This window comes from Pseudomonas putida (assembly GCF_003228315.1).
GTDB classification, from domain to species: Bacteria; Pseudomonadota; Gammaproteobacteria; order Pseudomonadales; family Pseudomonadaceae; genus Aquipseudomonas; species Aquipseudomonas putida_S.
This window is the reverse complement of the sequence record NZ_CP029693.1, coordinates 3,415,707-3,429,741: the sequence shown is the minus strand read 5'-3', so window position 1 is coordinate 3,429,741 and position 14,035 is coordinate 3,415,707. Positions and strand designations below refer to the sequence as shown.

Here is a 14,035-nt window from a genome sequence, read left to right as displayed (position 1 = left end):
TATGAGTATTGGGTTCAATATTATTGAATGTCATCGTTAATATTAAATATCGGGTTTGTAATTGTGTGGTGTCATGTGGCTATTATCTTTGTGCGGTGCTGTTTAATTAAATGATAGGCATTTGCTCTAAAAACACTACAAATCATCGGTGTTTATGTCATGCACTTTGAGAGACACTGCGACCATGGTTTTCTTGGAGCCGCTCATGACCGCCAGTGAAGAAAAATTTACTCGCCAGACCTTGCTCGACGTACAACCGCTGACCCCGAATCTGTTTACGCTGCGCGCCACGCGGGATCCGGGCTTTCGTTTTCGGGCAGGGCAATTTGCGCGACTGGGTGTCACCAAGGCGGACGGCAGTACCGTGTGGCGTGCCTATTCCATGGTGTCGTCACCTTTCGACGAGTTTCTCGAGTTCTTTTCCATTGTCGTGCCGGGCGGTGAGTTCACCAGCGAGTTGAGTCGGCTGGACGTCGGCGATACGTTGCTGGTCGATCGACAGGCCTTTGGATACCTGACCCTCGATCGTTTCGTCGATGGGCGTGACCTGTGGCTGCTGTCCACTGGCACCGGACTGGCTCCGTTTTTATCGATCCTCCAGGATTTCGAAGTGTGGGAGAAGTTCGAGCGCATCATCCTGGTCTACAGCGTGCGTGAATCACGGGAACTGGCCTATCAGGCGTTGATTGCAGGGCTGGCGCAGCGCGATTACCTGGCGGAATACGCGCATAAGTTGCAACTGATCAATACGGTGACGCGCGAGCAGCATCCGGGGGCCCTGAACGGGCGGATTACCACGCTGATCGAAAACGGCGAGCTGGAGCGAGCGGCAGGGGTGGCGCTGACACCCGAACACTCGCGGGTCATGCTGTGCGGCAATCCGCAGATGATCGATGACACGCGCAAACTGCTCAAACAACGTGACATGCACTTGAGTCTCAGCCGCCGACCCGGGCAGGTGGCGGTGGAGAACTTCTGGTAGAAAACGCCTTACCCATACCTGTAACAGCGAGCATGCTCGCGCTGGTCGCGCGCTTGCTCGCTGTTACAGGTCAAGGGGCCTTCAGGGCCGATTGTTCTGGGCCTTGAGCAGATCACGGATCTCGCTCAGCAACTCTTCTTCCTTGGTTGGAACCGGCGGCGCGGAAGGTGCGACAGCTTCTTCGCGTTTCAGTTGGTTGATGGCCTTGACGCCCATGAAGATCGCGAACGCAACGATGATGAAGTCGATCACGCTCTGGATGAATTTACCGTAGGCCAGGGTCACTGCCGGGGTGTCCGCGGTGGCTGCCTTGAGCGTAATGGCCAGGTCACTGAAGTCCATCCCACCGATCAGCATGCCTATCGGCGGCATGATCACGTCACCGACGAACGAGGTGACGATCTTGCCGAAGGCCGCACCGATGATGATACCAACGGCCATGTCGACCACGTTGCCTTTGACCGCGAAGGCCTTGAACTCACTTATCACGCCCATAGGTTATTTCCTTGTTACAGATGAGGTTGGTGAAGGCAGTGTAAATCAGCAGGGCACATCCTGCTTGAGCGGCTGCCTGAAGCGCTTGCCTGCAGTCGACCGGAGGGACGCTGGAAAGTTTAATTCCGAAGCGAAGGCTATCGCTCTTTGTGTAAAAACCTGGCAGACCCGATATCGGGATTTTTAATTAAGCTTTTATTAGGCGGTTAAGGGCGATTCAATAGAAATCTGGTGCTTGATACTGTTGTCATGGTTTTTTATGGTCTCCGAAGTGAATACTCTAAACTAAAACAATAGGTTTACTTTTTGTGTGGGTTAATGGGCTGTCTGTTTGTTGGTAGTTTAAAAATGGAGTTATACGGTCGGAGTTTTAACTTGAAGGGGTTGTACAAGTTTTATCGAAGCTGTTTAGTGTTTAAGGCGAGGTCGTGTGAAGTTGCTTGTATAAGATGGCTCCATTTGAAATTGCGAAGCGTTCTATTTAACTGCGCCTTGTTCGTTTTCACTCCTTGCTCGTTTCCGAGATGATTTTCCGTCTATATGAGGATGACGGATAACCGCGCGGGCTCATCTCGCTCGCCTGAGCTATCATCGCGGTTTTTGCCGGGGGTTCAGATGGCCAAGGCCAAACGTATGTACGGCTGCACGGAGTGCGGCTCAACCTTCCCGAAGTGGGCCGGCCAATGCAGCGAATGCGGCGCCTGGAACACGCTGACCGAAACCATGGTGGAAAGCGGTGGGGCTGCGGCGCCCAGCGGGCGCACAGGTTGGGCTGGCCAGCAGGCGCAGATCAAGACTCTGGCCGAAGTCAGTGTCGAAGAAATTCCGCGCTTCTCCACCGTATCCAGCGAACTGGATCGGGTGCTGGGAGGCGGTCTGGTCGACGGTTCGGTCGTGCTGATTGGCGGCGACCCGGGTATCGGTAAATCGACCATCCTGCTGCAGACCTTGTGCAACCTGGCCAAAAGCATGCCGGCACTGTATGTCACCGGCGAAGAGTCCCAGCAGCAAGTGGCCATGCGTGCACGACGGCTGGGCTTGCCGCAGGATCAATTGCGGGTCATGACTGAAACCTGCATCGAGTCCATCATCGCCACGGCCCGCCAGGAAAAGCCCAAGGTCATGGTGATCGATTCGATCCAGACGATTTTCACCGAACAATTGCAATCGGCGCCGGGCGGTGTATCCCAGGTACGCGAGAGCGCGGCGTTGCTGGTGCGCTATGCCAAGCAGAGCGGCACGGCGATTTTCCTCGTTGGTCACGTAACCAAGGAAGGCGCGCTGGCCGGTCCCCGTGTGCTGGAGCACATGGTTGATACGGTGCTGTACTTCGAAGGTGAGTCGGATGGGCGCCTGCGCTTGTTGCGGGCGGTGAAAAACCGTTTCGGTGCGGTTAACGAACTGGGCGTGTTCGGCATGACGGACAAGGGCCTGAAGGAAGTCTCAAATCCGTCTGCGATTTTTCTGACACGTGCCCAGGAAGAAGTACCGGGCAGTGTGGTCATGGCAACGTGGGAGGGCACGCGGCCGATGCTGGTGGAAGTCCAGGCACTGGTCGATGACAGCCACCTGGCCAACCCGCGTCGGGTCACGCTGGGCCTGGATCAGAACCGCCTGGCGATGTTGCTGGCGGTGCTGCACCGTCATGGCGGAATTCCGACCCATGACCAGGATGTGTTTCTCAACGTGGTGGGTGGCGTGAAAGTGTTGGAAACGGCTTCCGACCTGGCGTTGATGGCGGCAGTGATGTCCAGTCTGCGCAACCGGCCGCTGCCCCATGACCTGCTGGTGTTTGGTGAAGTCGGTTTGTCCGGCGAGGTGCGCCCTGTGCCAAGTGGTCAGGAGCGGCTGAAAGAGGCGGCCAAGCACGGATTCAAGCGTGCCATCGTACCCAAGGGCAACGCACCGAAAGAGGCGCCGCCGGGGTTGCAGATCATTGCCGTTACACGCCTTGAACAGGCCCTCGACGCACTATTTGAGTGAAATTACGGTTAGGGGCCGCCCCAGTGGGAGCGAGCCTGCTCGCGAAGTCGGTGTTACAAACAACATCAATGTTGAATGTGATGCCCTCTTCGCGAGCAGGCTCGCTCCCACATTGGTAGAGGTATGCCCGTCAGATTTCGATCAGAGCGCCCAACTCCCGCTCAAGCTCCTGCTGGTCTCCCAGGTTGAGCTCAATCAATCGCCGCAGACGTTCGATGGATTCCAGACTGATGTGGTGGCAGACAAAGCCCAGCTGATCCTGGTCTTCGTGGGTCAATTGCACGTCCATTTCGATGTCGACGTCTTCGCTCAGGTGAATGTCGACGAAAAAATCCTGCTGCGGGTCGCCCAGCCACGGTTCAGGTCGCTGGATCAGCAATCCCTTGAGTGACAGATCGATCAGTTTCACCGGCCAGACGAATTCCCCCTGGCTCAGCTCGGTTCTGGCATCGAACGCAATACGTTTGAAGCGGCGGCGATCGGCAGGGTGCTCGCTCATGGCGCAATCCTCTAGATGTTCGCTGACTATAGACCCGCCTTGTTAGAACCTGCCAGCCAGGGCAGGGCTCTAGACCAACGTTGGGGTATGGCCTTTGCCGTCAGGAGAGCTAAACTCGGAGTGGTTGTCTTTCTGTCCACTCTGGCTGGAATAATAAAATGAAAAATAATAATAGCCCGCTACGCCACTTACCCTGGCTGGTGCTGGCAATCCTGGGAGCCTGCGCCCTTGGGGTAGTGGCACTGCGCCGAGGTGAGGCGATCAACGCCTTGTGGATTGTGGTCGCTGCCGTGGCCATCTATCTGGTTGCGTATCGCTACTACAGTCTGTTCATCGCAAACAACGTGATGCAACTCGACCCGCGACGGGCCACCCCCGCCGTGCTCAACAATGACGGTCTGGACTACGTTCCTACCAACAAACACATCCTCTTCGGTCACCACTTCGCGGCCATCGCCGGCGCGGGGCCTCTGGTCGGCCCGGTGCTGGCGGCGCAGATGGGCTATCTGCCCGGCACGTTGTGGCTGATCGCCGGCGTGGTGCTGGCCGGTGCGGTGCAGGACTTCATGGTCCTGTTCATGTCCACCCGCCGCAACGGTCGTTCCCTGGGCGACATGGTCCGTGAAGAAATGGGCCGCATCCCCGGCACCATCGCTCTGTTCGGCTGTTTCCTGATCATGATCATCATCCTCGCGGTGCTGGCGCTGATCGTCGTGAAAGCGCTCGCGGAAAGCCCGTGGGGGATCTTCACGGTGATGGCGACCATCCCGATCGCGATGTTCATGGGCATCTACATGCGCTACATCCGCCCGGGTCGCATCGGTGAGATCTCGGTGATCGGCGTGTTGCTGCTGCTGGGGTCAATCTGGCTGGGCGGGCAGATTGCCGCCGACCCGGTATGGGCCAAGGCCTTCACCTTCACCGGCGTGCAGATCACCTGGATGCTGATCGGTTACGGTTTCGTGGCCGCCTCGTTGCCGGTGTGGCTGATCCTGGCGCCCCGTGACTACCTGTCGACCTTCCTGAAAATCGGCACCATCGTCGGTTTGGCGATCGGCATCCTGATCACCATGCCCGAGCTGAAAATGCCGGCCCTGACCCAGTTCATCGACGGCACCGGCCCGGTGTGGAAGGGCGGTCTGTTCCCGTTCCTGTTCATCACCATCGCCTGTGGCGCGGTGTCCGGGTTCCACGCACTGATCTCTTCCGGCACCACGCCAAAACTGCTCGATAACGAGGTGAACGCCCGTTACATCGGTTACGGCGGCATGCTGATGGAGTCCTTAGTGGCGATCATGGCCATGGTTGCCGCTTCGGTGATCGAGCCTGGCGTGTACTTCGCCATGAACAGCCCGGCGGCCGTGGTCGGCGGTGATGTGGTGGCGGTGGCGACGGCGGTCAGCAACTGGGGCTTCGCAATCACTCCCGACGCGCTGCAAGCCGTGGCCCACGACATCGGTGAAACCACCATCCTGGCCCGTGCCGGCGGTGCACCGACCCTGGCGGTGGGGATCGCGCAAATCCTGCACAGTGTGCTGCCAGGTGAAAACACCATGGCCTTCTGGTACCACTTCGCGATCCTGTTCGAAGCCCTGTTCATCCTGACGGCAGTGGATGCCGGTACCCGTGCCGGGCGTTTCATGCTGCAGGATCTGCTCGGTTCCTTCGTACCGGCGCTGCAACGTACCGAATCCTGGACCGCCAACCTGATCGCCACCGCGGGTTGCGTGGCCATGTGGGGATGGCTGCTGTATCAAGGCGTGATCGATCCACTGGGTGGCATCAACACCCTGTGGCCGCTGTTCGGCATCTCGAACCAGATGCTGGCCGGTATCGCGCTGATGCTCGGCACCGTGGTCCTGATCAAGATGAAGCGCCAGCGCTACATCTGGGTGACCTTGCTGCCAGCGGTATGGCTGCTGATCTGCACCACCACCGCTGGCTTCATCAAGCTGTTCGACCCTAATCCGGCGATCGGCTTCCTGTCGCTGGCGAAGAAATACAGCGACGCCCTGGCCAATGGCCAGATCCTCGCCCCGGCCAAGGACATCACGCAGATGCAGCATGTGATTTTCAACGCCTACACCAACGCTACGCTGACCGCGCTGTTCCTGTTCGTGGTGTTCAGCATCCTGTTCTATGCGCTCAAGGTCGGCATTGCCTCCTGGGGTAAAAAAGAACGTACGGATAAAGAATCGCCCTTCCAGGCGCTGCCGGATGCGTGATCGAGGAGTGCAGCATGTTCAATGACTTGAGTCGCCTCGGAAAATACCTCGGTCAGGCCGCGCGCCTGATGGTCGGCATGCCCGACTACGACAACTACGTCGAGCACATGCAAAACAAGCACCCGGACAAACCGGTGATGAGCTACGAAGCGTTCTTCCGGGAACGTCAGGAAGCCCGTTACGGTGGCAAGGGTGGGCCGAAGTGCTGTTGATCTGTTAGACAGGTCATGATGTAAAGCGAAGCCTGTGGGAGCGAGCTTGCTCGCGAAAGCGTTGTGTCATTCAACATTAATGTCGACTGATACGACCTCTTCGCGAGCAGGCTCGCTCCCACAGTTGTTTAGTGTTGTTTCCTAATTTTCTGCTACCAGGAGATCTGCTTTTGTCCTCTCCCATCCCGGTCACGATCCTCAGCGGCTTCCTCGGCGCCGGCAAGACCACGCTGCTGCGTCACCTGCTCAAAGCCGAGCACGGCCTGAAGATCGCGGTGATCGAAAATGAATTCAGCGACGCCGGTATCGACACCGAGTTGTTGGGCGCAGAACCGGTACAGGTGATGACGCTATCCAACGGCTGCGTCTGCTGCACCATTCACACCGACCTGACCAAGGCCCTGTACCTGCTGCTCGAGCGTCTGGACAGCGGAGAAATCGCCTTCGACCGTCTGGTGATCGAATGCACCGGGCTGGCCGATCCGGCACCGGTGGCGCAAACCTTCTTCATCGACGAAGAGCTTCGCGAGCGTTACATCCTCGACGGCATCATCACCCTGGTGGATGCGGCGCATGCCGAGCAGCACCTGACCCAAACCATCGCCCAGGCACAGATCGGTTTCGCCGACCGCTTGCTGGTGAGCAAACGCGACCTGGTGGACGAGTCCACCTTCAATGCCTTGAGCGAACGCCTGACCCGCATCAACCGCCGCGCGCCCATTCGCGTGGTTGACCACGGCAGGATCGACCTGGCCGAAATGCTCGATGTGCGTGGTTTCAATCTCAATGCCGATCTGGGCGGGGGCGTGAGTTTGCGCCCGGTCAGTACGGCGTCTTCCATTGATCGCATTTCCAGCCTGGTGCTGCGCACTGACAAGCCGCTGGATATCGACAGGCTCAGCGAGTTCATGAACGAACTGCTGGAGGATCATGGCAAGCAGTTGCTTCGCTACAAAGGTGTGTTGAACATCCTGGGCGAGCCACGTCGCATGGTGTTTCAGGGCGTGCTGAAGCTTTACGGATTCGACTGGGATACGGAATGGGCCGATGATGAAGCGCGTGAAAGCGTGATCGTGTTCATTGCCGATGAGTTGCCGGAAGAAAAGATTCGCGAGGGGTTTGCCAAAGTGGCTGCGAACTGAACCGGTTCGCAGCCTGATAATGAACTTTTTGTGGCATTTGAAAGATGCGGGCAAGACGCATGCGTAGTGCCCGCCAATTCGCAAGTTTTACGTCAGACTTCGCTCGGGTGATTGAGATAAGGGGCATTTCTTTCCAGGGTGTTTAGATTGAAAGCCAGTGCCGTCCCATCTTTAGTGGCGATATAGGTATAGGGAGAACCTCGGGCTATAAATGTGTGTAGCACTCCAGCGTTTCTGCTTTGCAAATAGATGCAAGGTGTAGTGTCGTTCAGGTTTTCAAGATTGATGGGGATGCCATTCTCTCTGATCAGATAGAAAGTGTCTGATGATTTATCTGAGGGGAACGCTCCAACTAAACCATTGTCATTGGTACTGAGGCACATTCCAAAATAAGGGCCTGGGGTGCGGATGTAGAGCTGGTAACCGCTGTTGGTATGCCTGAAGTAAAGCGTCAGGCGAGGCCTGTGGTTGGTGGGGACATCCTTTCGCAGTCCCAATAGGTGCGAGTCGTCGCGAGATTGTGGGCGACCTGTAAAGGACCCGCCGCTCGCGCGAGTCGGCCTGGAGATCGCCCGCTCGCCGTACATCTCGTCCAGGAAGTGCAATAGACCGAATTCAGTGCCAATGGTCGCTATAAAAGATTTTTGCCGATCAGTGCTCATAACTGCTTCCTTGCTGTAGTTATCAATTTAATAAAATATAAAGGCTGATATTTTTAAGTGTGTTGTTGAGGTCAAGGGTAGGCGTCCATGTTTAATTATGTAGATAAGCATTTGCTGATGCTTTTGATGTGGTGCTCTGTGAAGTTAACATTCAGGTGTGTGGCTGAAAATTAATTAACGTTGTTCTGGTGTTTCAATGATTTTGTTTTCAAAGGTGATAACTGGCCGAGTTGAATTTCGAGCAATAAAAAACCCGGCCAGATTGGCCGGGTTTTTTTAAAGCGTTTCTGCTATCAGGCGCCGTATACCGGCAGCTTCTTGCAGATGGCTTTGACTTTCTCACGAACGGCGTCGATCACCGCTTCGTTGTTCAGGTCAGCCAGGATGTCGCAGATCCAGCCAGCCAGTTCCTTGCACTCGGCTTCCTTGAAGCCACGAGTGGTCACGGCCGGGGTGCCGAAGCGCAGACCGGAGGTGACGAACGGGGAGCGTGGGTCGTTTGGCACGGAGTTCTTGTTCACGGTGATGAACGCTTTGCCCAGAGCAGCGTCAGCGTCTTTACCGGAGATTTCCTGCTTGATCAGCGACAGCAGGAACAGGTGGTTCTGAGTACCTCCGGAAACCACGTCGAAACCGCGCTCGATGAACACGCTGGCCATGGCCTGGGCGTTTTTCACCACTTGTTGCTGGTAGGCCTTGAACTCAGGCTGCAGTGCTTCCTTGAAGCAGATCGCCTTGGCCGCGATCACGTGCTCCAGCGGGCCGCCCTGGGCGCCAGGGAATACCGCGGAGTTCAGCTTCTTCTCGATTTCGGCGTTGGCACGAGCCAGGATCAGACCGCCACGTGGACCGCGCAGGGTCTTGTGGGTGGTGGTGGTCACGACGTCGGCGAATGGAACCGGGTTCGGGTACACGCCAGCGGCGACCAGACCGGCTACGTGGGCCATGTCGACGAACAGGTAGGCACCGACCTTGTCAGCGATGGCGCGGAAACGCGGGAAGTCCAGGATCTGCGAGTAGGCAGAGAAACCGGCCACGATCATTTTCGGCTTGTGCTCGACCGCCAGGCGCTCGACTTCGTCGTAGTCGATCAGGCCGTTGGCGTCGATGCCGTACTGGATGGCGTTGTACAGCTTGCCCGAAGACGAAACGCTGGCACCGTGGGTCAGGTGACCACCGTGGGCCAGGCTCATGCCCAGGATGGTGTCACCGGCCGACAGCAGGGCCAGGTAAACGGCAGCGTTGGCCTGGGAGCCGGCGTGTGGCTGAACGTTGGCGTAATCGGCGCCGAACAGTTCTTTTGCACGATCGATGGCCAGTTGCTCAACGACGTCGACGTACTCGCAACCACCGTAGTAGCGCTTGCCCGGGTAGCCTTCGGCGTACTTGTTGGTCAGTACCGAGCCTTGAGCTTCCATCACCGCAGGGCTGGTGTAGTTTTCCGAAGCGATCAGCTCAATGTGCTCTTCCTGGCGCTGAGCTTCTTGCTCCATGGCGGCAAAGAGATCGGCGTCGTACTTGGCAATAGTCAAATCACGGCTGAACATGGCGGTCCTCAAGGATCGGGGGCGGAAAAGGGGGGCATTCTACCCCAACCGGTTTTGGAAGGCATATGAAAGGACGTCATGTCGCAGATAAGCGGTTTTCATGACTTCAAGGTCAAAAGATCGCAGCCTGCGGCAGCTCCTACAGAGGGACGCATTCCAATGTAGGAGATGCCGAAGGCTGCGATCTTTTCAGCGCTTGCGCTGAGTTTCAGTCGAGGACGAACAGCGCATCATTACTGAACTGCACTTCGAACCTGTCCGCCGGCATCGGACGCCCGAACAGGTAACCCTGCACTTCATCGCAACCGTGTTCCCTGAGGAAGTCGAGCTGTTCCTGGGTTTCCACACCCTCGGCGATCACCGCCAGGTTGAGGCTGTGGGCCATGGCGATGATTGCCCGGGCGATCTGCGCATCCTGCTCACCCGACGGCAGGCCGTCGACGAAGGTGCGGTCGATTTTCAACACGTCGATCGGGAACTGCTTGAGGTAGTTGAGCGATGAGTAACCGGTGCCGAAGTCGTCGACCGCAATGCTCAAGCCGAGGTTTTTCAGGCCATCGAGAATTTGCATCGCCTCGCTGACTTCGCGCATCAGGATACTTTCGGTCAGTTCCAGCTCCAGGCAGGCCGGCGGCAGGCCGGTGTCCTTGAGGATGGTGGCGATCCGCGTACCGAGTTGGCCATCGGAGAACTGTCGCGCCGAGATGTTTACCGAGACTTTGGGCACCGGCACCTTGGCCTGATGCCAGGCCTTGAGCTGGCGACAAGCCTGGCTGATGACCCAGTCGCCCACATCCACCACCAGGCCCAATTCTTCGAGTACCGGAATGAAATCTCCCGGCGGTACCATGCCGCGGCGCGGATGACACCAGCGCAACAGGGCTTCGGCACCGGTCAAACGTTTGCCATCGCCGCTGAATTGCGGCTGGTAGAACAGCGTGAACTCGTTCTGTTCCAGGGCATGGCGCAGATCGCTTTCCAGTTCCAGGCGTTCGAGGGCACTGGCATTCATGTCCGTCTGATAGAACTGGAAGTTGTTTTTGCCGCGCTCCTTGGCGTGGTACATCGCGGTGTCGGCGTTCTTCATCAACTGGCTGAGTTCGTTGCCGTCCTGCGGGCTCAGCGCAATGCCGATACTGGCCGTGACGAAGAACTCGCGCCCTTCGAGCACGAACGGCTTCACCAGCCCGGCGAGAATCTGTTCCGCCACATGAATCGCCCGGTTCAGGGCGATTTCGCGGTTGGCCCGCGGTTGCAGGAGCAAGGTGAACTCGTCGCCACCCATGCGTGCAACGGTGTCGTCATCGTCGACGCACTCGAGCAGCCGGGTGGCCATTTCCTTGAGCATGCGATCACCGGCGGCATGGCCCAGGGAGTCGTTGATCGGCTTGAAACGGTCGAGGTCGAGGAACATCAGCACCACCCAGGACTTCTGCCGTTCGGCCGCTTGCAGGGCGGTGTGCAGGCGATCCTGGAACAGCGAGCGGTTGGGCAGGTGCGTCAGCGCATCGTAATAGGCCAGGCGGTGAATCCGTTGCTCACTGGCCTTGCGCTCGCTGATGTCACTGAAGAAGCACACGTAGCTGGCCAGGTCGCCCTCGTCATCCAGCACGGCAGTGATGCCGACCCACGCCGGGTAATGTTCGCCGTTGCGTCGCTTGAGCCAGACTTCGCCTTCCCAGGTGCTGTTCTGGTTCAGTTGCTTGAGCACATAGCGCAGATGGGCTTCCTGCTGCTCGTCGACGGTCAGCATGTTCGGCAACTGGTCGAGCACCTGTTCGACCGCATAACCGCTGACGCGACTGAAGGCTTCGTTGGCCTGGACGATGTAGCCGGCGGGGTCGGTGATCAGGATCGCCGAGGTCGAGTGCTCGAAAACCGTGGCGGCCATGCGCAGGTCTTTCTCGGCGCGGCGCTGCTGGCTGACATCGCGGCCGACCCCGAGCACGCCCTCGAACGCTCCGTGCTCGTCCCAGACCAGCACCAGTCGCAGTTCGATAGGAATCTTGCGCCCGTCGGCCCGCAGGCAGTCGAACAGGAACAGTTGCGTCTGCACCTGGCTGCGCAACAGCGCCAGTTGTTCGGGTTGGTCCAGCGCCTTGCTGACCCGCTCCATGAGGCCGTAAATGCCGGTCAGTTGCTGTGGGTTGGCGATGGTCGAATTCCAGCCGTTCTGGAAAATCCATTCGGCGTCGTAACCCAGCACGGCCTGCACCGACGGGCTGACATAGTTGAGTGTCAGGCGGTTGTCGGTGGAGATGATCACGTCGCTGATGCTTTCGGCGAGCATCCGGTAGCGCTGCTCGCTGTCGCGTAGCGACTCACTGGCTTCGATCTGCTCGGTAACGTCCTTGGCGACGCCAATGATGCGAGTCACCTGATTGTGCTTGTCGCGGGCCAGGGCCTGTTCGCGAATGTCGAAACGCCGCCATTCACCGTTGCGGTGACGGAAGCGCAACTGGCATTGCATCAACTGGCTGTAGCCGTCCTGGCGCTGGTGATGGCGCGAACGGTGGTAGAAGTCGGCATCGTCGGGGTGCAGGAGGATTTCCCAGAAGTACTCACCCATCTGCTGCAGTTCGGTGCGGTTGTAGCCCAGGGTCTGGCCCAGATGGTGGTTGCTGAAAATCATCCGCTGGCTGATCACATCCTGCACGTACAGGTGATCGGGCACGGTGCGCACCACGTCGGACCAGAAGCCTTCCCGTTCCTGCAGCGACAGCTCGGTGAGCTTGCGGCTGGTGATGTCGGTGATGCTGAGGATGACGGCTTTGTATTCTTCCGGGCCTTGCGGCAGGCGCAGCACCAGCCACAGGTGCTGGTCGCGGCCGTTGGCGTCCTGGAGCTTGATCTCCAGCTCCAGTTGCGGCTGCTGATTGATTGTCGCCTCGAGTACCTGGTTGCCGATGGCGCTGCCATCCAGCGGGCTGCCATCGATCAACAGGTCCCAGGCCTGTTCGCAACTGTTGACGTTGAGCAGTTGCAACGCGACCTGGTTGACTTCGGTCACGCGCAACGCCTGCAACAACTGACGGCGTTGTTCCGGCTCCTGGAGCCATTCGCGCAGTTGCTCGCTGCTTTGTACTCGGGCCTTGTTAAGCGCGGTGTTGAGGCCGGACATGTCGAGTACGCACAAGGCGACGCCCGTGCCTTCGAAAATCTCCTGATAACGCCGACGGCCTTCATGCAGTTGGCGCTGGCGCCGGCGCATGTTCAGCAGGACGATAAAAGGCAGCAGGGAAAACGCCAGGCCCAGCAGGCATTTGCCGATGAAAGCCGGCAGCAGTTCTTCAAGCACCTGCTGGCGATCGAACAGCCCGCGCAGTTGCCAGTCGCTGCTGCTCAGGGGAACGGTCAGTACGCTGTTGCTCAGATCGTCCTGGGTCAGGGTGCCCGGGTTGACCTGCGGCAGTGCTTCATCGCGACTGATGATCTGGTGGTTGTAGCGGTTTTCCACGAGCCACTGCGGACGGTTTTCGGCGTCGCCGAGTTGTGTCAGCGACGAAAAAAACGTCGGTTTGAAGCGCAAGGCCCAGTAGCCGCGGGTAGTGCCGCTGGCCTGATGCAATAACAGGTGCACGATCGAGCCATCGATGGCATTGCTGAAATAGTGAGGTTGGGCGTGGCTGCGCCGGACGAGCTCGCTCAGATAGTCGGCGTCTTCGCTGTTGCTCGCGCTGTCGGCAAGGATGATCCCTGATGGACTGAGCAAGGCGAGGCTGATCAGGTCGGGCAGCGATTTTTGCAGCTTGCGCAGCAGCTCCTGCTGTTCTTCGAGGCTTTGCGGTTGCTCGACGATCGGCAGCAGGTTAAGGGCGATTCGCGCATTCAACGCCATGTTCAGGCTGACTTGCGTGGCCAGGTCGGCGGTGTAGTCGATGGTGTACTGACGCTGGCTTTTCTGGGTTTCGCGCAACTGGTCCAGCAGTTGCCAGAACATTAATGCAAGCAGTAGCAGTACCAGGGTCGCCAGGGCACTTTTGAGGGTTCCGCGCAGGGGCGAGCCGTTCGCGGATGCCGGCGCACGAGTGGTCAGGGGCGGAGGGGCAATGGACAAACTGTAATCCTGCGGTTTGGCTGGACTGGCGCGACGTGCACTATAAGCCGGACGCCCGAAGGGCGGCTAGCATGCCTTGAGTTGTGGCAAAGTGCCAGCCCCGCTCGGCTGGACGGCCACCTGTCATTCAGGTAGCTTTGCCGGTTACGCGGGAGCGTTCCAGCTCCTACAATCAGACTTTTTTCAGCGTGCACGCTCGGGTCTCCATCAAGCGTCCACGCGCACGGTCTG

General features: G+C 58.3%; 10 protein-coding genes. 5 read left to right on the top strand and 5 right to left on the bottom strand.

The features are described from left to right. Window positions 1-205 precede the first annotated feature (205 nt). The gene (locus DKY63_RS15960) at window positions 206-982 is read left to right on the top strand and encodes a ferredoxin--NADP reductase (protein ID WP_110964974.1); all 777 of its coding nucleotides are present in this window, start codon (window positions 206-208) and stop codon (window positions 980-982) included. Window positions 983-1,063: 81 nt separating this feature from the next. On the opposite strand, the gene mscL is transcribed toward DKY63_RS15960, so the two are convergent. After that, window positions 1,064-1,477 carry a large-conductance mechanosensitive channel protein MscL gene (gene mscL, locus DKY63_RS15955; RefSeq protein ID WP_110964973.1) on the bottom strand — a complete coding sequence of 138 codons (414 nt, stop codon included), beginning with the start codon at window positions 1,475-1,477 and terminating at the stop codon, window positions 1,064-1,066. Window positions 1,478-2,092: 615 nt separating this feature from the next. Here mscL and radA point away from each other — a divergent pair. Next, the gene (radA, locus tag DKY63_RS15950) at window positions 2,093-3,460 is read left to right on the top strand and encodes a DNA repair protein RadA (protein ID WP_110964972.1); all 1,368 of its coding nucleotides are present in this window, start codon (window positions 2,093-2,095) and stop codon (window positions 3,458-3,460) included. Between the two features lie 130 nt (window positions 3,461-3,590). On the opposite strand, the gene DKY63_RS15945 is transcribed toward radA, so the two are convergent. Continuing rightward, window positions 3,591-3,959, bottom strand: a complete 369-nt coding sequence (locus DKY63_RS15945; RefSeq protein ID WP_110964971.1) for a PilZ domain-containing protein — start codon at window positions 3,957-3,959, stop codon at window positions 3,591-3,593. A gap of 158 nt (window positions 3,960-4,117) precedes the next feature. On the opposite strand from DKY63_RS15945, the gene DKY63_RS15940 reads away from it, so the two are divergent. The 3 genes from DKY63_RS15940 to yjiA all read left to right on the top strand — a co-directional run bounded on the left by DKY63_RS15940 (window position 4,118) and on the right by yjiA (window position 7,538). Further along, a complete protein-coding gene (locus DKY63_RS15940; protein WP_110964970.1) occupies window positions 4,118-6,184 on the top strand; it encodes a carbon starvation CstA family protein in 2,067 nt (688 codons plus the stop codon). A 14-nt stretch (window positions 6,185-6,198) separates the two neighbouring features. Next, window positions 6,199-6,396: a YbdD/YjiX family protein gene (locus DKY63_RS15935; RefSeq protein WP_077046022.1), complete on the top strand. Its 198-nt coding sequence runs from the start codon at window positions 6,199-6,201 to the stop codon at window positions 6,394-6,396. 170 nt (window positions 6,397-6,566) lie between these two features. Then, complete coding sequence (gene yjiA, locus DKY63_RS15925) at window positions 6,567-7,538, top strand: GTPase (RefSeq protein ID WP_110964969.1); 972 nt, start codon at window positions 6,567-6,569, stop codon at window positions 7,536-7,538. 92 nt (window positions 7,539-7,630) lie between these two features. Here yjiA and DKY63_RS15920 read toward each other — a convergent pair whose 3' ends face one another. The 3 genes from DKY63_RS15920 to DKY63_RS15910 all read right to left on the bottom strand — a co-directional run bounded on the left by DKY63_RS15920 (window position 7,631) and on the right by DKY63_RS15910 (window position 13,804). Further along, window positions 7,631-8,200, bottom strand: a complete 570-nt coding sequence (locus tag DKY63_RS15920; RefSeq protein WP_110964968.1) for a hypothetical protein — start codon at window positions 8,198-8,200, stop codon at window positions 7,631-7,633. A gap of 293 nt (window positions 8,201-8,493) precedes the next feature. Continuing rightward, window positions 8,494-9,747, bottom strand: a complete 1,254-nt coding sequence (gene glyA, locus DKY63_RS15915; protein ID WP_110964967.1) for a serine hydroxymethyltransferase — start codon at window positions 9,745-9,747, stop codon at window positions 8,494-8,496. A 208-nt stretch (window positions 9,748-9,955) separates the two neighbouring features. Then, a complete protein-coding gene (locus tag DKY63_RS15910; protein ID WP_110964966.1) occupies window positions 9,956-13,804 on the bottom strand; it encodes a sensor domain-containing protein in 3,849 nt (1,282 codons plus the stop codon). Window positions 13,805-14,035 lie beyond the last annotated feature (231 nt).